17 protein-coding genes are annotated in these 21,436 nt (G+C 68.1%); 12 read left to right on the plus strand and 5 right to left on the minus strand.

Going from position 1 to position 21,436, the window contains the following annotated elements:
- Positions 1 to 36 precede the first annotated feature (36 nt).
- The 6 genes from AH6_RS45500 (at position 37) to AH6_RS32435 (ending at position 7,060) form a co-directional block, all read left to right on the plus strand.
- A complete protein-coding gene (locus tag AH6_RS45500) occupies positions 37 to 966 on the plus strand; it encodes an AAA family ATPase (protein ID WP_067487845.1) in 930 nt (309 codons plus the stop codon).
- A 284-nt stretch (positions 967 to 1,250) separates the two neighbouring features.
- Positions 1,251 to 2,057 carry a TIGR04255 family protein gene (locus tag AH6_RS43010; RefSeq protein WP_083983696.1) on the plus strand — a complete coding sequence of 269 codons (807 nt, stop codon included), beginning with the start codon at positions 1,251 to 1,253 and terminating at the stop codon, positions 2,055 to 2,057.
- A complete protein-coding gene (locus AH6_RS44320) occupies positions 2,057 to 2,692 on the plus strand; it encodes a helix-turn-helix domain-containing protein (RefSeq protein ID WP_157431862.1) in 636 nt (211 codons plus the stop codon). The genes AH6_RS43010 and AH6_RS44320 overlap by 1 nt, the downstream gene beginning before the upstream one ends.
- A gap of 35 nt (positions 2,693 to 2,727) precedes the next feature.
- Entirely contained in the window at positions 2,728 to 3,696 is a 969-nt protein-coding gene (locus tag AH6_RS44325; protein ID WP_157431863.1) for a hypothetical protein, read from the plus strand.
- Between the two features lie 2,705 nt (positions 3,697 to 6,401).
- Positions 6,402 to 6,677 (plus strand): ArsR/SmtB family transcription factor, encoded by a 276-nt coding sequence (locus AH6_RS32430; RefSeq protein ID WP_067487847.1) that lies wholly within the window; start codon positions 6,402 to 6,404, stop codon positions 6,675 to 6,677.
- The gene (locus AH6_RS32435) at positions 6,674 to 7,060 is read left to right on the plus strand and encodes a VOC family protein (RefSeq protein ID WP_067487849.1); all 387 of its coding nucleotides are present in this window, start codon (positions 6,674 to 6,676) and stop codon (positions 7,058 to 7,060) included. Before AH6_RS32430 ends, AH6_RS32435 begins: the two co-directional genes overlap by 4 nt.
- 11 nt (positions 7,061 to 7,071) lie before the next feature.
- Here the strand turns inward: AH6_RS32435 and AH6_RS32440 are convergent, their stop codons facing one another.
- Positions 7,072 to 7,332 carry a hypothetical protein gene (locus tag AH6_RS32440; protein WP_067487851.1) on the minus strand — a complete coding sequence of 87 codons (261 nt, stop codon included), beginning with the start codon at positions 7,330 to 7,332 and terminating at the stop codon, positions 7,072 to 7,074.
- 89 nt (positions 7,333 to 7,421) lie between these two features.
- Between AH6_RS32440 and AH6_RS32445 the strand changes: the two genes are divergently transcribed.
- The 3 genes from AH6_RS32445 (at position 7,422) to egtC (ending at position 12,555) form a co-directional block, all read left to right on the plus strand.
- Positions 7,422 to 9,935: a carboxylate--amine ligase/circularly permuted type 2 ATP-grasp protein gene (locus tag AH6_RS32445; protein ID WP_067487912.1), complete on the plus strand. Its 2,514-nt coding sequence runs from the start codon at positions 7,422 to 7,424 to the stop codon at positions 9,933 to 9,935.
- A gap of 16 nt (positions 9,936 to 9,951) precedes the next feature.
- Positions 9,952 to 11,724, plus strand: coding sequence for an N-acetylglutaminylglutamine amidotransferase (locus tag AH6_RS32450; protein ID WP_067487853.1), 1,773 nt, complete (start codon positions 9,952 to 9,954; stop codon positions 11,722 to 11,724).
- A gap of 63 nt (positions 11,725 to 11,787) precedes the next feature.
- A complete protein-coding gene (gene egtC / locus AH6_RS32455) occupies positions 11,788 to 12,555 on the plus strand; it encodes an ergothioneine biosynthesis protein EgtC (protein WP_067487856.1) in 768 nt (255 codons plus the stop codon).
- Between the two features lie 58 nt (positions 12,556 to 12,613).
- Here the strand turns inward: egtC and AH6_RS32460 are convergent, their stop codons facing one another.
- Complete coding sequence (locus AH6_RS32460) at positions 12,614 to 15,598, minus strand: AAA family ATPase (protein WP_067487858.1); 2,985 nt, start codon at positions 15,596 to 15,598, stop codon at positions 12,614 to 12,616.
- 113 nt (positions 15,599 to 15,711) lie between these two features.
- Here AH6_RS32460 and AH6_RS32465 point away from each other — a divergent pair, with 113 nt between their 5' ends.
- Complete coding sequence (locus AH6_RS32465; RefSeq protein WP_067487860.1) at positions 15,712 to 16,188, plus strand: macro domain-containing protein; 477 nt, start codon at positions 15,712 to 15,714, stop codon at positions 16,186 to 16,188.
- A 42-nt stretch (positions 16,189 to 16,230) separates the two neighbouring features.
- Here the strand turns inward: AH6_RS32465 and AH6_RS32470 are convergent, their stop codons facing one another.
- The 3 genes from AH6_RS32470 to AH6_RS32480 are packed head-to-tail and all read right to left on the minus strand — an operon-like array spanning position 16,231 to position 18,458.
- Complete coding sequence (locus tag AH6_RS32470) at positions 16,231 to 16,707, minus strand: hypothetical protein (RefSeq protein WP_067487862.1); 477 nt, start codon at positions 16,705 to 16,707, stop codon at positions 16,231 to 16,233.
- Positions 16,708 to 16,764: 57 nt separating this feature from the next.
- Positions 16,765 to 17,547 (minus strand): ABC transporter permease, encoded by a 783-nt coding sequence (locus AH6_RS32475; RefSeq protein ID WP_067487864.1) that lies wholly within the window; start codon positions 17,545 to 17,547, stop codon positions 16,765 to 16,767.
- On the minus strand, positions 17,544 to 18,458 hold the full coding sequence (locus AH6_RS32480; RefSeq protein ID WP_067487866.1) for an ABC transporter ATP-binding protein: 915 nt from the start codon (positions 18,456 to 18,458) through the stop codon (positions 17,544 to 17,546). The genes AH6_RS32475 and AH6_RS32480 overlap by 4 nt, the downstream gene beginning before the upstream one ends.
- 143 nt (positions 18,459 to 18,601) lie before the next feature.
- Between AH6_RS32480 and AH6_RS32485 the strand changes: the two genes are divergently transcribed.
- Both AH6_RS32485 and AH6_RS32490 read left to right on the plus strand, forming a co-directional pair.
- Positions 18,602 to 20,677 (plus strand): phage holin family protein, encoded by a 2,076-nt coding sequence (locus tag AH6_RS32485; protein ID WP_083983697.1) that lies wholly within the window; start codon positions 18,602 to 18,604, stop codon positions 20,675 to 20,677.
- Complete coding sequence (locus tag AH6_RS32490) at positions 20,674 to 21,429, plus strand: MBL fold metallo-hydrolase (protein ID WP_067487868.1); 756 nt, start codon at positions 20,674 to 20,676, stop codon at positions 21,427 to 21,429. The genes AH6_RS32485 and AH6_RS32490 overlap by 4 nt, the downstream gene beginning before the upstream one ends.
- Positions 21,430 to 21,436: the final 7 nt, after the last annotated feature.

The raw sequence follows: 21,436 nt of genomic DNA on the forward strand, positions 1-21,436 counted from the left end.
GGAGGGGGCCAGACTGGAAGGCCGGGAGGCCACTGGATGACCACTCAGCGACGCAAGGAGTTCGGCACCTACCTGGCTCGGCTACGCGGAGACCGCAGCCAGCGCGCCGCCGCAGCGCTCCTGTGCGACCTGTCAGGTTCCAGCACCTTGACCCGCAACGAGATCTCCCGATGGGAGCGCGGCGGACGCGTCCCTGACGACTGGCTTCCCCACATCGCCCGCGGCTACGGCGTTCCACTGGCCGTCCTGGAGCACAAGGCGGCATGGGCACGAGGAGCCGACTCGGAGACGGGTTCCCTGCCCGTCGACCTGTCGCCGTTCTTCCCTCAGGCTGACGCGTTGAAGGCCCGCATCGCCAGCGCCCTGCACGCCCGCGCGGCCACCAACGCGGGAAGCCGCCCGATCCTGGTCTTGGTAGGGGGCTACGCCGGCTCGGGCAAGACCGAGTTCGCCCGCTTCCTGTCGGACCTGACCGGCTGGGCGGTGCTGGACAAGGACGCCCTGACCCGCCGCATGACCGAACGCCTGCTGCTCTCGCTGGGCGGCGACCCGCACGACCGGCACACCGACTTCTACCGGGCCGAGGTCCGCCCGCACGAATACCGATGCCTGATGAGCGCCGCCCACGGCAACATCGACTGCGGGGTGTCGATGATCCTGGCGGCCCCGTTCATCACCGAGCTGCACACCCCCGGATGGCTGGACCGCCTCACCCACCGGTGCCAGGGCCGAGGCGTAGAAGTCGCCGCCGTGTGGATCAACAGCGACATCGACACCATGCACGAATACATCGAAACCCGCGACGCCCCACGCGACCGCTGGAAGCTGTCCCACTGGGACCACTACACCAGCACCCTGACAGAAGACCCACCACCAGGCATCACAGCCACGATCGACAACCGCCTAGGCGCAGCCGCCAGCCTCGCAGACCAAACCCGCACCACCCTCCGCAGACTCATCAACTGAGACCAGCAGGACCGGAGGGCTGGATGAGAACTTTCTCTATGTTTTCAAGGGCGCCCGCTACGCGGCCGCCGGCGGCCGCCCGCCCCGGCACGCCGGGCATGCGGCCTGTTCCGTCCGGTCCCGCCGCACCGCGTCGCGCAACCGCCTTCGAAGAGACCAAAGATCTAGCAAGCGGCCAGGTCAGGCCATGTCTTAGCAATCACACATGCTGAACAAGGTTTGGTTCATCCATAGTCTCCAGATTTAGCTAGGCAGACCCGAGAGTGTGAAGTACGGTGTGAAGCATGAGTGCTCCGCGCTGGCTCAGCCCCTTCGATGATCACCCCATCGAAGAGATTCCCCTTGCACACGCCCCGCTAGTTCGCGTACTAGCCCAGGTTCGCTTCCCCCGCCTCACCGCACTGGATGACCCTGCGACAATCCGGCAATTTACGTCAAAGATGTCGGAAGATTATCCCCTTCTTGAAGAGAGCAAGGAAATAAGCCTAATCGTTTCTCCGGGATCAATAGCGCAGCAGCAGCAAGAGGTTCCTATTTGGCGCATCCGCAGTCTCGATGAATGCTGGACTGTCACTATAGCTTCCGGATCGCTCGCTATTGAGACTTCTCAATACGAAGGGCGTACAGACTTCGTCGCCAGATTCAATAAGGCATTGGCAGTCTTTTTCGACATTGTCAGTATGCCATTTATTGAGCGACTGGGAATTCGGTACACGAACAGGATCGAGCAAGCTGACCTGGTCGAGCGAATCAAAGATTTCTTTGAGCCAGCAGTTATGGGTGGGGCAGCAATACCCCTCCCCTCAAACGTGACTCAAGGTCACGCATTGTGTGATGCTCTATTCCACCTCAAAGGTAGGTCCATTCAGGTCAGATGGGGTCTGTTGCCAGCCCGCGCAGTGCTTGACCCATCACTCGCTCCAGTCGATAGACCTAGCTGGATCGCCGATCTCGACAGTTTTACGACTGAACGAATGTCATCAGCCCCTCGAGAAATAGAGCTGAAAACAAAAGAGCTTGCCGAGCAAGCTTATCGAATGTTTCGATGGATGGTCACCGATCACTTCATCGATCACTTCAGGGGGTCCTAATGGACGGGTTCTCTAACATCGGCGGTATCCCGACTGGAGGGCAAGTCTCAATAGGAGCTGGAGAAAATAGCCAGGACAAAGCACGTGTTGGCGTCTGGTTGATTACCGGTGGGATGATCGTCGTAGCCTTGAGCGGCTCGACTGTAACGAGTGTAGGAACCCAGCAGCCTCTATCGGCAATCCGCAATGTTACCGACTGGACTTCTTCTGGCAATTTTGATGCCAAACCGGTAGCGCCAAGCCGAGTTCATTGGCCGCCAGCAACAAAGGACGAGGATGTCGATGCAGAGAACGATCTGGCTAGTTCCGTAATTAGACTGCATGAAGAATCTGGTCTTACATGGGAACAACTCAGCCGTCTGTTCGGCGTTAGCCGCCGTGCATTGCATCACTGGGCTGTGGGGGGCCGAATCAGTGCTGGCCATGCCGAACGCCTTGCCATGCTTACATCAGTGATCCAGAGCCTCCCAGCGACCGAGCCAGCCGTGCGACGCGCAAAATTGCTGGCTCCCCGCGACGATGGACGTAGCATGTTTGACATCCTGCGATCTCTCGTAAATCGTGGCGATCCCATCACTGGTAGCTCTTTCCGAGTGGAGGCGCTTATTGATGCTAGGCATGATCGAGATGATTGAATAATCGGACTCTGAAAGGTGGCTTGCGAGAAAAGGTGGACACTGCTGACTTCCCCCGAGAAGGCGAGTGCGATGCAAAGCTGACGCAGTCGCGCATGCGCTTCTTTCGTCAAGGTGACATTGTCTCAGTAAAGTCAATTCCAGTGATTGGTGATGATGGAGCGATAGAAACGACTAAGACCCCCTTTGGCGCCGTCGTTATATCTCAAACCTGCGACCTTGTTCAGGCTGATCGCCTCACCGTTCAACTCGCCACTATTCGAGAACTGTCGCCACAGATTTACAAGGAGGTAGTTGCAGGGAAGCGTCCTCGTTTTGTTGCTCTTCCCATGATCGAGGCAAATCTAGTTGCTGACCTCGAAGTCATTGGCACGATCTCCAAGGCGCAACTCGCTTCCCTTGGTAGAAAGCCAGGAATACCTGAAGGTGATGATGCAGGCGGATGGTTTGGAAGGGCGGTAGGGCGTCGCTTCTCGCGATTTCCCTTCCCGGACGAGATATACTCGTGGATCCGTCCTTTGCAAGAATTGCTGCAGAGCAAGGCGGCGAAGAGGGCCAGTCCTATTGGGAAAATAATGGATTCAGTGACGACTCTACGATTGGAGTGCGTAGGGGGTTGGCGTCAGACGCCTCCCCTTGAGCTAGTCCTGCTGATTATTGTCAAGCCGGGAGTCCTGCCGACGCTCGCGGACCCGTTGACTCCTATACCTGATCAGCTCAGTCGCTGGGCTTACACGGAAGGCGCCCTATCTCGCCAGCCGGCCGAGGTTGCTCAAAAGCTTGTTGAAGCGAAGACGGGCCCGGATCTTCTTCACCTCTGGCAAATGTTTGGCGACTCACTGGCAGAGAAGTGCTATGCTTCGGGCCAGTCAGATGACCGGTATAGCGATGCGGTTGCGTCGATCGAGGCCGAGGTACTGGCCGAGGATGAGTTCACCTTTGACCGTTACCGGCGATCTGAAGAGTTGGATCTTGACCATCTATCTCCGCCCGAACCTGTCTGAACTAAAGCTATCGGACCGGCGAGGTGAGTAAATTGTCCGACTCTGGAGAGTGCTCACCAGTCCTGTTACTCGCTGTTAGATATGTCGGCCACTGTCGATGAAGAAAGCTGCACTTTTGCGTTGCACGGAGAACAGCGGACAGAGCCAGGTCAGAGCAGGTCAGAGCCGCAAGAGTACAGTGGTGTACAGCTACAGAGGCTTCTGACTGCGTACGGCCCCACACACTTTTAGAGCCGCGGCGGGAGACCGCCGGGTTGTGCTGCCTATCTCTTGTAAAGAGAAGGTTAGGGGTTCTAGCCCCTCGTTGGCTCCCAGGCTAAGGTCTCCAAGGTTCCGGATGCGAGTTACCCCACCGATCTAACCAGGGGAGTGAGACCAGAGCCTTCCAGCTTCTGCGGCCACCTGTGACTACGCTGGATCTCTGCCTTGCGCCGTACTGCTTCCCTTCCCCTTGCCCGGACGCCGCCAAGTTCTGAGGCGAGTTGTTCAACTGCTGCTAGCTCGAATTGCTCCTTGAGGAGAGAGGTGAGCCTGTGCGGGCGGAGGAGGTGATGAAGCTCAGCTTCCTTCGATTCACCACCCCCAACCGTGGCAAGTAGCTCAACTTCGCCTCCGAAGGCAAGTTCGAGTTCATTGAGCCGATGGGCGAGTTGCTCAGAGTCGCTACGTGTTACGCAACCGATCTTGCCGTTCCCGTTTGGGAGCCGTACAAGATAAGTGATCCCTCGCGTGTGGCGGCGACCCTCTGAGTAGGCTCTGAGTAGGTTGGTGACTAGATTCTCTCGATCAGTTCCAAAGATATGGTGGACCATCGCACGGTGCTTATCGCACACAGGTATGGGGATGTCGTCGCGGATCCATCCAGTCATCCGTGACTCACAGCCGCTGACAGGACATTCGTTGCAGATAGCTGGAGTCTCGGGGGACTCAACAGGCGATAACTTTTTGGTGTCACAAGTTCTCTCGGCTGGCGAGTGCTTCGTCTCGGGGCTGTTGCTTCGGATCTGGATGGGGCGAAGCTCCCTGCCACGCACTTCCTGCTGGTAGTGGGCTGAACACCAACCGTTTGCGGTGTGCTTTCGTCCACAGGGTACCCCTTCGTTACTGACGAAGTCACACAGCCTCATGCAAATCATGCCTCTCTGGGGCGGAGCGAAGACGAGTCTTGTCCAGTTGCTGGTATCTAAGGCTGGCACTGACAAGCAAAGAAGGGGTCTGATATTATATTTGCGCATGATTCGTAACTCTATGTAGTCAAAATAAGCTTTGCTGCCTATCTCAGACGTGCTTGGCAGAGCAGGAGGGTGAAGCTTGTGGTGCGGCGCTCGCGGAATCGGGCGGCGAGCCGGGGCAGCCTCGTGGTCAGGAGGGTTGGGCGAACTCGAACCAAAGGGCGCGCCGCCCTCTGGACTCCTCGCGGGCCGGAGTGCATGATCGCGCGAGACTGTCTGTCACACATGACGATCGTTCGCGCGATCATTTACTCCGGATCGGGGTTGCGGCGAGGTGGGCTGCTAACGGAGGCGCTAACAACGGCTCTGGATGACCTTGGACGGTTGTGCGTCGAGGAGCGGCCTTAGTGCAGGTCAGAGGACAGGTCTGGATGAGTATGGACAGCCCTGACCTGACTACGGATCAGAAGGTTAGGGGTTCGAATCCCTTCGGGTGCACAGCAGAACGAAGGCCCTCTCCGCAAGGCGGAGAGGGCCTTCGTCATTTCATGTACGGCTGCGAAGTGCAGTTCGCTCGTTCCTGGAGCCGTGGGCCGCGGTGCTGAAGGATCACCGTCGAGGTCGGCGGGATGGTGTTCCGGAGCTCGGGCGGTCCGCTCCAGCGCTGGGTGGGGCACCGGTGGCCGAGGCTGCTGCGCCCAGGGAAGGGCGTGCGTCTGGGCGCCTTCGGGCTTTCGGGGTCGGGCGTGGGCGGATGCTTTGGATCTTCGAGGTCTCTCAGATCGCCGGTTCTCGGCTGCTTCTTCCGCCGGCTTGTGTCGGTTGCTCATTGGGACCGAGCGGTTGTTGTGGGGGCGTGGCTGGTTGTGGGGGGTGTCAGTATCGTCGGGCTTCCGTTGGGTGGGTGTGGGTTGGGGGCTTCGTGGGTGTTGGTGCCGGGGAGCGGCGGGAGCCGCCTGTTGAGTTGGTCGCTGCTGCTGCCGCTCGGCCTGGGGGGTGGGTTTACGAGGTTGATCCTGCTTGGGTTGATGATCCTGGGGGGTTCGTGCCGGCGGCTGCGGTTCGGGGTGGGTGGAAGGTTGATGACGGCGGTGCTCTGACTGGGGAGTATCGGCGGAACGAGCGGTATGGGCCGCCGGGGGACGACTTCGGGGTGTTGCGGGATGTGCCGCTGGGGTGGGTTGGGGATGAGCCTGCTGCGGCTGTTCGGGAGCAGGTTGCTGATCTTCTTAACCGGCAGGTTGAGGGGTCGGTTGTTGAGTGGATGTTGCTTCGGGGGCGGGTCGCTGTTGTCGAGGGGGACGGGGCGGCTGGGTTTGCTGTTGCGTTTGCTCTGTCTGTTCGGCCGCCTGTTGGGGAGCGGGTTCTGCTGCTTGGGGTCTTTTCCTGGGCTGCTGTCTGGGGGGTTCGGCGGCGGGATCGGGTCTGGGTCGATCTTGAGGTTGAGGTCGAGTGGGCTGAGGAGCGGTTGGGGGAGCGGATTTTGCAGCTCGGGGGTTGATAGGCAAGTCGTTGCTTGCCTATGGTGGGGGTGTGGGCGATCTCTTCAAGGCGTTGGCCGACCCTACGCGGCGGGTCATTCTTGACGAGCTCGTTGAGAGGGACGGGCAGACCTTGTTCGAGATCTGCACCCGCTTGACGATGCGGCACGGTGTCGCGTCGTCTCGGCAGGCCATCTCGCAGCATCTCGCCGTGCTGGAGGAGGCCGGGCTCGTCGGCGTCCGCAAAGAGGGGCGCTACAAGTTCCACTACCTCGATGTCGGGCCGCTTCGGCAGATCGGCGAGCGGTGGCTCAAGGAGGAAACGTGAAGCTCTACGTGACCAGCGTCTTCGTGGACGACCAGGCTGAGGCGCTGCGGTTCTACACCGAGGTCCTCGGGTTCGAGAAGAGGACCGAGGTTCCGCTCGGGGAGGGTACTTCCTGGTTGACGGTTGCTGCGCCTGGGCAGGAGGTCGAGCTGCTGTTGGAGCCGGCTGGGCATCCGGCTGTGGGGCCTTATCGGGAGGCGCTGGTGGGGGACGGGATTCCGCTGGCTTCCTTTGCTGTCGAGGATGTCGCTGGTGAGTTCGCTCGGCTTCAGGGGCTCGGGGTGCGGTTCGTCCAGGAGCCGCTGGAGCAGGGGCCTGTCGTCACCGCTGTGTTCGACGACACCTGCGGCAACCTCATCCAGATCGTCCAGACCATGCAGTGATCAGATCCTCGTCATTTTCTGGTGTTCTCCAGGCTTCGGCCTGCGGCCACGCCCATCTCCGCCACCGTCACCAGGTAGTGCCTCAGCACCTCGACGGGGATGTCCGGCGCCAGGGTCCGCACCTCGCACGGGCGGCCCGGGTCCTCGTCCGGGATCAGCGTGTGCGCGAGTGGGCGGCCGTCGGTCAGGTCGGTCAGTTCCACGCTCCACGCGTCGTCCGGCACCGCGTAGAAGGCCAGGAGCTCGTACAGTTTCCCGTCGTCCTCAAGCATCACTCTGACAGTCTCGCGCCCCAAAAGACTGAAACAGTTTCGCCTCCATGTGATATTTCCGCGTAACAAGGGGCACTTACGCTCGCGTGATGGGCGACCGTGCAGAAGTGGTGGCCGTCGGTGTCGAAGAGGAGTTCCACACCGTCGACCTGGACACGCATCGGCTGCTGCCTCGGGCGGACAGCCTGCTGCAACAGCTTCCTCCCGACCGGTTCGGCGCTGAACTCCAGCGCTCGGTCGTGGAGACCAACAGCCGGCCGTTCGTGCGGCTGGTCGACCTGGCCGAGGATCTGGCGGCGCTGCGGCGCGGGGTCGTCGCGGCGGCCGAGCCGCTCGGGCTCGGGATCGTCGCGGCGGGCACCGTGCCCGTGGCTGACCTGGAGGCGCTCAAGGTCACGCCCGATCCCCGCTACGAGAACATGCTGGAGGAATACCAGGCTCTGGCGCGCGAGCAACTGATCTGTGGCGCCCAGGTTCATGTGGACGTGGGGGATCGCGATCTGGCGGTCGCCGTCGCGCATCGGCTGGGACCGCGGCTGCCCGCGCTGCTGGCGTTGTCGGCCAGCTCGCCGTACTGGCAGGGCGCCGACAGCGGGTATGCCAGCTATCGGTCGCTGATCTGGTCGCGGTGGCCTACGGCTGGGCCTTTTGGGGAGTATGGGTCGGCTGCTGAGTACGACCGGGTTGTGGCTGATCTGGTGCGGTCCGGGGTCATCACCGATCCGGGGATGATCTATTTCGACGTGCGGCCTTCGGCGCATCTGCCGACGGTTGAGCTGCGCATCTGTGATGCCTGCCCGCGTGTGACCGACGTGGTGCTGCTGGCGGGGCTGTTCCGCGCCATGGTCATCGAGGAGCTGGAGGGCGCGGAGGCCGGGCGGCCCGCGCCGTCGGTCCGGCCCGAGATGGTGCGGGCGATGACCTGGCGGGCGGCCCGGTCCGGCCTGGAGAGCGAGCTGATCGGCACTGACGGGGTGCCGATGGCCGCGCCCGAGTACGTGCGCGGCATGGTGAACGCGCTGCGGCCCACGCTGGAGCGGCTGGGCGACTGGGATCTCGTCGCCGAGCTGACCGAGGACGTGCTGCGCAGCGGTGGGTCCGCTGCTCGGCAGCGCGCCGCCTTCGCTGAGGGGGGTGTTGGGCGGGTTACTGAGCTTCTCTTGGCCGAGACTCGGGCCAACACCGAGTGGACGGCTGGGGCCGGGCCCGCGCGTCGGCACGTCACCGAGATGTTGTCCGGGTACGACACCGAGGTCGATGAGGCCGTTGTTTTCGACGGCAGCGCCCGGGGTCCCTACGGCCTGCTGATGAACGCCCTGGACCGCATGGGCCGGGACGGGCTGCTCGAACGTGAGCGGCGGCGGGATGAAGTCCAGCGCCAGCTGGGCATGACCTTCCAGGTGGAAGGTGAAGAGGAACGGCTCTTCCCGGTGGACGTCATTCCGCGCATCGTGGCCGCCGAGGACTGGACGCCCTTGCAGGCCGGGCTGATCCAGCGTGTGCGGGCATTGGAGGCGTTCCTGCACGACGCCTATGGCGGGCGGCAGGTCGTGCACGACGGGGTGTTGCCTGCTTGGGCTGTGGATGATTCGCCCGGAATGAAGGCAGATGGGCGGCTTGTGCCTCAGTCGGTCGCTCGGATCGCCGTTGCGGGTGTTGACCTGGTGCGGGACGGGGCAGGGCGCTGGGCCATTTTGGAGGACAACCTTCGGGTGCCCTCGGGGATCGGTTACGCCTTGGCCAACCGGTGGCTCGCTGCGCGTGTTCTGCCTGAGCTGGTCCGCGCCGCGCCTACGCCCAGTCCTGTTCGGGCGGTCAACACGCTGCGGGAGGCGCTGGGCGGCGATAGTGAAGGCTTGGCGCTCGTCACGTCGGGTGAGGGGGACTCGGCCTTCTTCGAGCACGAGCTGCTGGCCCGGGAGATGAGCGTTCCGCTGCTCACGCCCTGCCAGCTGCGGGCGGATCAGTCGGGCGTGTGGGCGGACGGCCGCCGGATCGAGGTCATCTACCGGCGCATCGACGAGGACGAGTTGTTCGACGCGGTCGGCGAGGACGGCCGTCCGCTTGGCCCGGGGCTGCGCGCCGCGATCGAGCGTGGTGCGGTGCGCCTCGCCAATGCTCCGGGGAACGGCGTCGGGGACGACAAGGCGCTGTACGCCTATGTTCCGAAGCTCATCGAGTACTACCTCGGTGAGCAACCGCTGATCGACAACGTCCCCACGTATCTGTGCCGCGATCCCGAGCAGCGCGAGCAGGTGCTGGACAGGTTGGCGGAGCTCGTCGTCAAGCCGGTGGACGGTTACGGCGGCAACGGTGTGCTGATCGGGCCCGACGCCTCCAAGGTCGAGCTGGCCGAGGTGCGGGAGAAGATCCTGGCCGAGCCCGCGGGCTGGATCGCGCAGGAGACCGTCCGGCTGTCCACGCATCCCACGTTCGTGGACGGGCGGCTGCGTCCCCGCGCGGTGGATCTGCGGGCGTTCGTGGCGCTGTGTCCCGAGCCGGAGGTCCTCCAGGTCGCCATGACGCGGGTCGCGCCGGAGGGCAGCCGCGTCGTGAACTCCTCGCGCGGCGGCGGCTCCAAGGACACCTGGTTGATGCGCTGACAAGGGGGAATGGAGAATGTGCGGGCTCAGTGGCGAGGTGCGGCTGGACGGCGGGAGCGCCGACGCCGCGGCGGTCGCGCGGATGACCGCGGTGATGGAGCCGCGCGGCCCGGACGGGGCGGGGCTCTGGTCGGCCGGGCCGGTCGCGCTCGGGCACCGGCGGTTGAAGATCATCGACCTGTCGGACGCGGGCGCCCAGCCGATGGTCGACAACGACATCGGCGTCACCGGCGTCTTCAACGGCTGCCTCTACAACTACCGCGAGCTGCGCGAGACGTTGCGGGCGGAGGGCTACCGCTTCTTCTCCACCTCCGACACCGAGGTGCTGCTGAAGGCCTACCACCGGTGGGGGCTCGACTGCGTCGATCACTTCAAGGGGATGTTCGCGTTCGCGCTGGTGGAGCGCGATTCCGGGATGGTCGTGCTGGGCCGCGACCGGCTCGGCATCAAGCCGCTGTACGTGACGCGCGACGCGTCCCGCATCCGCTTCGCGTCCACGCTGCCCGCCCTGCTGGCGGGGGGCGGCGTGGACACCGACCTGGACCTGGTCGCGCTGCACCACTACATGTCGTTCCACTCGATCGTGCCGCCGCCGCGCACGATCCTGAAGGGCGTCGAGAAGCTGCCTCCGGCGACGGTGCGCGTCATCCGGCCGGATGGACGGACGGATGACCGCGTGTATTGGCGGCCCGACTTCACGCGCGGCCAGCGCATGGAGAAAGAGGAGTGGACGACCGCCGTCCTGGAAGGGCTGCGCACCGCCGTCGACCGGCGGATGGTCGCCGACGTCCCGGTCGGCGTGTTGCTGTCGGGCGGGCTGGACTCCAGCTTCATCGTCGCACTGCTGGCCGAGGCCGGGCAGCGCGGGCTCAGCACGTTCAGCATCGGGTTCCAGGAGGCCGGGGGCGAGTCGGGCGACGAGTTCGTCTACTCGGATCTGATCGCCGAGCGGTTCGGGACCGATCATCACCAGATCCGCATCGACGACAGGCGGCTCCTGCCCGCCCTCACCGGTGCGATCGGCGCGATGAGCGAGCCGATGGTCAGCCACGACGTGGTCGCGTTCTACCTGCTGTCGCAGGAGGTGTCGCAGCACGTCAAGGTGGTGCAGTCGGGGCAGGGCGCTGATGAAGTGTTCGCTGGGTACGACTGGTATCCGCCGCTGGCCGGGGTTTCGCGGGGCGGCGCTGTGGACGCGTACGCGACGGTGTTCTTCGACCGTTCCTATGGGGAGCTGGCTCAGATTCTGCGCCCGTCCTATTTGTTGGACCACGATGCGGCTTGTGAGTTCGTCCGTGAGCATTTTGCTATGCCGGGCGCGACTACGACCGTGGACGCGGCCTTGCGAATCGACAGCACCGTCATGCTGGTGGACGATCCCGTAAAACGCGTGGACAACATGACGATGGCGTGGGGATTGGAAGCCCGCACGCCGTTCCTGGACCACGACCTAGTGGAACTGGCCGCCGCGTGCCCGCCGGACCTGAAACTGGCCTCCGGCGGTAAGGGCGTGCTGAAGGACGCCGCGCGCGGCATCGTCCCAGACGAGGTCATCGACCGTACTAAGGGCTATTTTCCAGTCCCGGCCATCCGGCATCTGTCCGGCCCTTATCTGGAGCTCGTGCGCGAGGCGTTGAACGCACCCGCGGCTAAGGCGCGTGGTCTGTTCCGTGCTGAATATCTGGAACAGCTGATGGACGCGCCCAGCGCGCACCGCACAAATCTAGGCGCGAGCCAGTTGTGGCAGGTCGCCTTGTTGGAACTGTGGCTACAGGGGCATGGCGTGTGAGCGGGGCATGTGAAGGGAACGACGACGGCGACAGTCGTCCCCCGACGAAGGAGCCCCCGTTAGATGTGCCGTCACTTTGCCTGGGTCGGAGCGCCCACGAACCTGCACGCGCTGGTGTACGGCCCCGGATACGGGCTCGTCGAGCAGGCCAAGGTGCCGCGGTGGCAGCAGATCGGACTGGTCAACAAGGACGGCTTCGGCGTCGGCTGGCACCCGGCCCCCGGCACCGCCACGGTCTACCGCACCACCACCTCCATCTGGGAGGACGCCACCTTCCCGGCGCTGGCGCGTGAGGTGGAGTCCCGGTGCGTGCTGGCGGCGGCGCGCGCGGCCAGCCCCGGCATGCCGATCGAGGAGACCGCCAACGCGCCGTTCACCGACGGCCAGATCCTGCTGAGCCTGAACGGGCACCTCAACGTGGAGAAGACCGGCGCGCTGCTGGAGGCGGGGCGCATCCCCGAGTCGGGGTGCGACTCGGCGTTCCTGGCGGCGGTGTTGTGGCAGCGCCTGGAGGCGGGGCGGCCGCTGGACGTCACGATCGAGGACCTGCTGTACGACATCGTCGCGCTGGACCCCAACGCCTGCCTGAACATGCTCGCGACGGACGGGCGGCGGGCCGTCGCCACGACGTGGGCCGAGACGCTCTGCTACCGCAAGGCCCCCGGCGGGGTGCTGGTGGCGAGCGAGCCGCACGACGACGGCGACGACTGGGTGACGGTGCCGGACCGGTCGATCGTGGTGGCCGACGGGTCGTCGGTGGTCGTGCGGGCGCTGGAGGCCGTGGTGGGCGCGGCTCCGACCGTGCTGCCCGGCGAGGCGGTGCCGGGCTGACCCCAGGCCGGGCTGATCCCAGGTCGGCTGACGATGCCGGGCCGGACGGGGCGGCGGGTCAGCCCGCCAGGTCTTCGGGCGTGAACGTCGACAGCTCCTCCGCGCTCAGCCGCCGCCCGCCGTCCGCCAGCCGCCCCGTGCGGCGGGCGTGCGCCGTGACGGCCGCGCGGAACAGCTTGTCGACCTCGCGCGCGTTGCCCTGCTGGTAGCGGGCCCGCTCGGCGCGCAGGTGCGTCAACAGTGCCGCGCGGGTCTCGTCCGGCACCCGGTAGTCGGCGGCCCCGGCCTTGGCCGCGAAGATCTCGGCCAGCTCGTCCACCTGGTACGACGGGAACGTGATGGTGTGCGCGAAGCGTGAGGCGAGGCCCGGGTTGGCCGCCAGGAAGCCCGTCATCTCGTCGGTGTAGCCCGCCGCGATCACGATGACCTCGTCGCGGTGGTCCTCCATGAGCTTGACCAGCGTGTCGATGGCCTCCTGGCCGAAGTCGTGGCCGCCGCCCGTCTCGCGCGACAGCGTGTACGCCTCGTCGACGAACAGCACCCCGCCGCGCGCCCGCTCGAACACCTCGCCGGTCTGCGCGGCGGTGTGCCCGACGTACTGCCCGACGAGGTCGCCGCGCGCCGCCTCCACGACCTGTCCCCCGGCCAGCACGCCGAGCGCCGCCAGCAGCTCGCCGTACAGCCGCGCGACGGTCGTCTTGCCGGTGCCGGGCGGCCCCGCGAAGATCAGGTGGCCGGTGACCGGGTCGGCCTCCAGCCCCGCCTCGCGGCGGCGGCGCGCCGATTCCAGCAGCGCCAGCAGGTCGCGGATCTGCGCCTTCACCTCGGCCAGCCCGATCATCGCGGTGAGCCGGCCGAGCACCGCCTCGACCTGCTCGGGGTCGCGGGCCTCGCCGAACCGGGCGGCCAGGCCCGCCGCGACGTCCAGGTCGTCGGGCAGGATCAGCGTCAGGCTCTCCACCGACGGGTCGTCCTCCTCGGCCAGGCGCTGCGCCTGCCGCTCCACCGCCGCCTCGAACATGCGGCGCGCCTCGCGGCCGTTGCCGAAGTCGGCGTCGCGGCGCACGCTGGTGAAGTGCGCGACGATCGCCTCGCGCGTCTCGGGGGCGATGCGGTACCCGTCGCGCTCGGCGTGCGCCTCGATGATGTCGGCCAGCTCGGCGGGGCTGTAGTTCTCGAAGTCGATGGTGCGGGAGAAGCGCGACTTCAGGCCCGGGTTGGCGGTGAGGAAGGCGCGCATCTCGGCGGTGTAGCCCGCGACGATCACCACGACCTCGTCGCGGTGGTCCTCCATGAGCTTGACCAGCGTGTCGATGGCCTCCTGGCCGAAGTCGGTGCCGCTGGACTTGCGCGACAGCGTGTACGCCTCGTCGAGGAACAACACCCCGCCCTTGGCGCGCTCGAACGCCTCGCGGGTCTGGATGGCGGTGCCGCCGACGTTCTCCGACACCAGGTCCGAGCGGCTGACCTCCACGACCTGGCCGCCGTCCAGCACGCCGAGCGCGGCCAGCATCGTGCCGTACAGCCGCGCGACGGTCGTCTTGCCGGTGCCGGGCGGGCCCGCGAACACCATGTGGCGGCTGATCGCCGGGCCGGGCGGCAGGCCCGCCTCCCGCCGCCGCTCGGCGATCTTCTGGAGGTTGGCGATCTTCTTGATCTGCTGCTTGACCGCCGCCAGGCCGATCATCGCCTCCAGTTCGGCGAACCAGGGGTCGCCGCTTGGCGCGGCCTCGGCCCGTCCGGCGGGGCGCGGCGTCGCCTGGGTCTTGGCGGACGGGTCCGGGGCCGGGACCGGCTCGTGCACGACCGGCTGCGGCCCGGCCGCGGTGGCGGTGCGGACCTGCGCGACGTCCTCGAAGCCCGTCAGGTCGGGGCCGCCGTTGTGCTCGCTCGACCCGCCCTGCATCCGGAACCGGGCGTCGCGGGAGGTCACGACGCCGCGGTCGGCGTTGCCGGTGATCGTGCAGTCGCGCAGCAGCACGTCGGTGTCCCGGTCGGCCTCCACGCCGAACAGGCCGCTGTCGCAGATCGTGGTGCCGGTCACCATGACGCGCGCGCCCGGCATGACGCGCAGCCCGAGGATGCCCGCGCCGCTGATGATCCCGCCGGTGACGGTGGTGCCGCGCGTCTCGCCGATCGCCATGCCGTTGTCCCTGGTGCCGCGGATCTCGCAGTCCTCCAGCGTGGCCGTGCCGCGCTCGCCGACGCTGACGCCGATGCGCTCGCCGCCGTGCACGGTGATCCGGCGGCCGGTGAGCCGGCCGCCCTCGGTGACCCACACGCCGTCCTTGGTCGCGCCGGTGATCCGGACGTCCTCGGCCAGCGCGGTGGCGTTGTCCCGCACCACCAGCGAGCTCTCGCCGCTGCGCTCCAGCGTGGTGTCGCGGATGGTGGCGTCGGCGCGGTCGGCGACCAGGACGGCGGCGTTGGCCGGGTCGGTGACGGTGCACCGCTCGATCTCCACGCGGGCGCCCTCCCCGGCGAACAGCGCCGACAGTCCCGCGTCGGCGAACCGGCTGGCGCGGACCGTCACCGTGCTGCCCAGCGTCATGGTCAGCGCGTTCTCGGCGCAGTCGCGCAGCACGCAGTCCTCGATGACGCCGCTCGCGCCGTGGTAGAGCACCGCGCCGTCGCGGACCACGCACGAGCGCAGCGCCACGGTCGCGCCGTCCCAGCAGTTGACGGCCACGGTCCTGGGGCGGCTGACGAACTCGCACTGCTCGGCCAGCACGTTCCCGCCGGGCACCCGCAGCGCGCTGCCCTGGGCGCTCCAGTTGCGGACGACCAGGCCCTGGAGGGTGACGCTGCCGGTCAGCCGGATGACGGCGTCGTCGGTGGAGCCGTCCAGGGTGACGGTGCCGGGCCCGCCGACCGCCGTCAGCACGAAGTCCGACGAGCTCTGGAAACCGGTGCCGGGGTACTGGCCGGGCTCGACGAGGATGTGCTTGGTCTGCGGCCCGTACGGCGGCAGCGGGGCGCGCAGCGCGTCCAGCACCGTCCGGTACGCGCGCGGCGCGGTTCGCGACACGACCAGCTTCAGCAACGCGGTTCCCCCGTCCTCGGCCCGGCAAGATCGACCATCGTGGGCTTTATCGTCCCACCCGTCCGGGCCGTCGCGCGATGGATCCGTCGGAGGCGACCCTTAGGGTGCGGCTTGTGAGGGAGATCCGTTACGTCCGGGGCGACGCCACCTCGCCGCAGGCGAAGGGCGTGAAGGTGGTCGCCCATGTCTGCAACGACCTGGGCGGATGGGGCAAGGGCTTCGTGCTGGAGATCTCGCGCCGCTGGCCGGAGCCGGAGGCCGACTACCGGGCCTGGCACCGTGACCGGGCGCGCAACGACTTCGGGCTGGGCGCGGTGCGGTTCGTGCGGGTGGAGCCGTACATCTGGGTCGCCAACATGGTCGGGCAGCGCGGTATGAAGCGCGGCAGCAAGGGCGTGCCGATCCGCTACGACGCGCTGGGCCGCTGCCTGGCCGCTTTGGGGGACGAGGCCCTGGAGTTGGGGGCGTCGGTGCACATGCCGCGCATCGGCTGCGGCCTGGCGGGCGGCAAGTGGTCGCAGGTGGAGCCGCTGATCGAGGAGCGTCTGAGCGGCCGGGAGGTGCCCGTCACCGTCTACGACTTCGACTGAAGGGGGAGGCGGCCCCGAGCGGGGGACCCGGGGCCGCCTGGCTCACTTCTTCGGCGCGCGGACGAGCTTGGCGGTGCGCGTGTTCCCGTCGCGCTGGCCCACCACGATCACCCGGTCACCGGTCGCCAGCGCGGCCACCGACGACTTCGCGCCCTTCTTGCCCACGCGGGTCTTGGCGTCGGTCGTCCACTGCCAGGTCACGCCGTCCTCACTCTTGACGGTCAGCGTCGCGCCGGACTTGGCGGTGAGCTGGCCGCGCTGCCAGGTGCGCAGCGTGAACTTGCCGTCCTTGGCCTTGACGGTCGCCTCGCCGTGCACGCCGCGCTGGCCCCAACGGGCCAGCTTGTGCTTGCCCTTGGCGTCGCCCGGATGGCGGTTGGCGCGGTCGTGCCGCTCGCTCGCCGACGGGGACGGGGCGGGCGACGGGTTGGCCGCCGCGGGAACGGCCAGGTAGAGGCCCAAGCCGAGCAGGCTGGCGGCGCCGACGCCGGCGGCCACGGTCTTCTTGTTCGCTCTCATGGCAAGTACCAAACCAGACGGACCTGAACGGAACCTGAGAGCCAGGCGAGAGTCCGTTCAGGCATCGCGGCGGCGCATCGACGTGCGGGCGGCCACCGTCGCGGCGACGGCCCACGCGACCAGGATCGCCAGGCCGGCGGCGGGCGCGTACGGGCTGTCCTCGCCGTTCATGAAGTAGCGCCCGGCGGCGGACGGCAGCGCGTCGCCCACGTGCCGCACCAGCGGCACGCCCGCGTTGGTCAGCAACATCGGCAGCGCCATCAGCAGCAGGAACGAGAGCGTCAGCGTGGCCGCCGTGCTGCGCAGCAGCGCGCCCACGCCCAGCATGAACACGCTGATCAGCGCCAGGTACGCGCCGATCGCCAGCGAGTCGCCGAGGGTCTGCGCGAGCGTCGTGCGTCCCCACTCGCCCATCAGCACGGACGCGACGGCGGTGCCGGTCAGGCCCAGCAGGACGCCCAGCGGGAACACGACGGCGGTCACCACGGCGGCCTTGGCCGCCAGGACGCGGCCGCGCGGCGGCACCGCCTGGAGGGTGGTGCGGATCGAGCCGGTCGCGTACTCGCCGGTGATCGTCAGGATGGCCAGGCCCAGCACCACGAACTGGACGATGTCGATCGCCGCCACCACCAGGTCGCTGGTGACCAGCACGCCCGGGTCGTCCTGGGTCAGCTCGTTGGTGTTGTCGTGCACGGTGTCGGTGGCCAGGATCGAGGTCATCAGGCCGCACAGCGCGAACGCGCCCGCCAGCGTCCACCAGGTGGAACGCAGCGACCAGAGCTTGGTCCACTCGGCGGCGACCGCGCCGGGCAGCCCGCCGTCGCGGGGTCGGGAGGTCATCGCGCGTCCGCCTTCCCGCGCACGCCGTACTCGACGCTGCCGCCGGTGAGTTCCATGTACGCCTCCTCCAGGGACGCCGCCTGCGGGCTGAGTTCGAGGACGGGGACGCCGAGCTCGTGGCAGAGCATCCCGAGGCGCTCGATCGGCACGCCGGAGATCGTCAACGTGTCGGGCCCGGTGCGCCGGATGTCGGCGTCGGGCAGGTGCGGGGGCAGCAGGTCGGCGCGGGGGCTGCGCAGCCGCACCGCGTTGCGGGAGCTGCGCGCGATCACCTCGGCGACCGGCGCGTCCGCGATCAGCCGGCCCTTGCCGATCACCACCAGGCGGTCGGCGGTCAGCTCCATCTCGCTCATCAGGTGGCTGGAGACGAACACGGTGCGGCCCTCGGCGGCCAGCGTGCGCATCAGCCGCCGGACCCACAACACGCCGTCGGGGTCCAGGCCGTTGACCGGCTCGTCGAACAGCAGCACGCGGGGGTCGCCCAGCAGCGCGCCCGCGATGCCGAGGCGCTGGCCCATGCCGAGCGAGAACGTCCCGGCGCGGCGGCGCGCCACCGCCGCGAGGCCCACCGTCTCCAGGGCCTCGTCCACGCGGGCGGTCGGGATGCCGTTGCTGCGCGCCAGCGCCACCAGGTGGGCGCGGGCCGACCGGCCCGGGTGCAGCGCCTTGGCGTCCAGCAGCGCCCCGACCTCGCGCAGCGGGTGCGGGAAGGCCGCGTAGGGGCGGCCGTCGATCAGCGCGGTGCCCGACGTCGGCCGGTCCAGGCCGAGGATCATGCGCATGGTGGTGGACTTGCCCGCGCCGTTGGGGCCGAGGAAGCCGGTGATCTTGCCCGGTTCCACCGTCAGCGTCAGGTCGTGCACGGCGGTCTTGTCGCCGTAGCGCTTGGTGAGCTCACGCAACTCGATCATGGGTGTGACGCTAGGGAGCGGGACGGGCCCGGCGCAGTGCCCGAACGTCTGGGACCGACCCCGACTTTCGTCAGGGCGGCCTTGCCAGGAACTGGCACACCGTTGACGAAAGCGCAGGTCGATGGCCTGATTTACTCGATGGCATGATCACCGAGCCCGCCGGGCGCCGCCGGCGGCGGCTGGCCGGGCGGCTGCTGCGCGGCCGCCGGCCCCGCCCCGGCGACCTGCTCAGGCTGCTGTGGAACTGGCTGGCGGGCGTGCCGGTGCTCGGCGCGATCATCGCGTTGCGCGGCGGCATCGAGGCCGACGGGCCCGGCTGGGTGGTGCTGGCCGCGCTGGTGCTGGCGCTGGTCAACGCCGTGCTGCTGCCGGTGCTGAACCTGCTGGCGGTCGCGCTGAGCTGGTTCGGGGTGTTCGCCATCGGGCTGCTGGCCCAGGCGGTGACGACCTACGCGGGGCTGCTGCTGGCGCCCGGCATCCACGTGAACGGCTTCTGGGAGGCGCTCGTCGCGTCGTGGTTGTACGCGCTGGCCGCCACCGTGCTGGGCTGGTTGTTGTCGGTGGACTCCGAGGACGCCTTCCTCGCCCACTGCGTCCGGCAGGCGACCCGGGGCCGCCGCGCCGTCGAGCCCGGCGACGTGCCGGGCGTGCTGTTCGTGCAGCTCGACGGCGTCCCGAAACCGGTGCTGGACTGGGCGTTGCGGGCCGGGAACCTGCCGACGCTGGCGCGCTGGACCCGCTCGGGCGGCCACCGCGTGACCGGCTGGACGGCGCGCGTGCCCTCCACCACGCCGGTGTCGCAGGCCGGGCTGCTGCACGGCACCACCGAGGGCATCCCGGCGTTCCGCTGGTACGAGAAGAAGGCCGACCGCACGATGGTCGCCAACCGGCCGCGCGACGCCGCCGAGATCGAGGCGCGCATCTCCGACGGGCGCGGGCTGCTGGCCGACGACGGGGTGAGCGTCAGCAACCTGTTCTCCGGGGACGCGCAGGTCAGGCTGCTGGCGATGAGCGGCGTCGGCGACCGCGCCGAGGGCGGGCTCGGCCCGTCGGCGTCCTACGCGTCGTTCTTCACCCACCCGTACGGGTTCAGCCGCGCGCTGATCCTCACCGTCGGCGAGATGATCAAGGAGCTGTACCAGGGGCGGAGCCAGCGGGTGCGGGGCGTGGAGCCGCGCATCCGGCGCGGCGGCTCGTACGTGCTGCTGCGCGGCGTCACCAACGTGATGTTGCGCGACCTGAACATGGCGCTGGTCACCGAGCAGCTCATGCGCGGCGCGAAGGCGGTCTACGTGGACTTCGTGGACTACGACGAGATCGCCCACCACGCCGGGCCGGTGCGCCCGGAGTCGATGCGCTCGCTGGACGGCCTGGACCGCGTGCTCGGCCAGCTCGAACGCGTCGCCGGGCAGGCCCCGCGCCCCTACCACCTGGTCGTGCTGTCCGACCACGGGCAGAGCCAGGGCGCGACGTTCCGGCAACGCTTCGGCGCGCCGCTGGAGGACGTCGTCCGCGACCTGATGGGCGGCGCGCCGAGCGTTGCGGCCGGGACCGGGCCGGTGGAGGAGTGGGGGCCGGTCAACACCTTCCTCGCCCAGCTCACCCGGCAGCACAGCGTCAGCGCCGAACTGGCCCGCCGCATCCTGGGGGACCGCGCCGAGACCGGCCTCGGCCCGCAGGAGGTCCCCGACGCCGCGGACCGCCCCGAGCTGACGGTGTTCGGATCGGGCAACCTCGGCCTGATCTACTTCCCCCGCCATCCGGGGCGGCTGACCTTCGAAGATGTGGAGCGCCTGTGGCCCGGCCTGGTCGCGGGGCTGGCCTCGCATCCCGGCGTCGGGTTCCTGGTGATGGACTCGGCGCTGGAGGGGCCGATGGCGATCGGGCACGCGGGCATCCGGTACCTGCGGGACGGGCGGCTGGACGGGACCGACCCGCTGGCCGCGCTCCCCGCGAACGCGGCCGACGACCTGCTGCGCGTCTCCGGCCTCGATCATGCCCCCGACATCTACGTCGGCAGCGTGTACGACCCTTCGACGGGCGAGGTGGCGGCGTTCGAGGAGCTGGTGGGCAACCACGGCGGCCTGGGCGGCTGGCAGACCGAGGCGATGCTCGTGCACCCCGCCGACTGGCCGCTGCCCGACGAGCCGCTGGTGGGGGCGGAGGCGGTGCACCGGGTGCTGGTCGGCTGGCTGGAGAGGCTGGGGCACCGGACGTGAACATCACCTGGTGGGGGCACAGCACCGCCACGATCGAGGACCGGGGCGTGCGGCTGCTGACCGATCCGGTGCTGACCGGCCGTCTGGGGCACCTGCGGCGTCGCCGGGGACCGGCTCCGGGTGGGGCGGCGCTGCGTGCGGACGCGGTGCTGATCTCGCACCTGCACGCTGATCACCTGCATGTTCCGTCGTTGCGGCGGCTGCCGGAGACGACCGTGCTATTGGCCCCGCGTGGCGCGCGGGCGTTCCTAGAGGCCGTCGCGCCGGAGCTGGCGCCGAGGTGCGTGGAGCTGGCCGCCGGGGAGCAGGTGCCGATGGGCGGGCTGACGGTGCGGGCGGTCCCGGCGGCGCACGACGGGGGGCGTACGCCCTGGTCGAAGCACCATGCGGACACCGTGGGCTACGTGGTCAGCGGTGATCGCACGGTGTGGTTCGCGGGGGACACGGACCTGTTCGACGGGATGGCGGGGCTCGGCGCGCTGGACGTCGCGCTGGTGCCGGTCGGGGGCTGGGGGCCGAGCCTGGGGCCGGGGCATCTGGACCCGAGGCGCGCGGCCGAGGCGGTGCGGCGGGCCGCGCCTGCCGTGGCGGTGCCGATCCACTACGGGACGTTGTGGCCGGTCGGGCTGGAACGGGTGCGGCCGGGCCTGTTCCTGGGTCCGGAGGACGACTTCGTGCGGTACGCGGCGGAGAGCGCGCCCGGCACCGAGGTGCGCGTCCTGGCGCCGGGCGAGGCGATCACGCTGGACTGAGGGGCCC

The organism is Actinomadura hibisca NBRC 15177, assembly GCF_001552635.1.
Classification (GTDB): domain Bacteria; phylum Actinomycetota; class Actinomycetes; order Streptosporangiales; family Streptosporangiaceae; genus Spirillospora; species Spirillospora hibisca.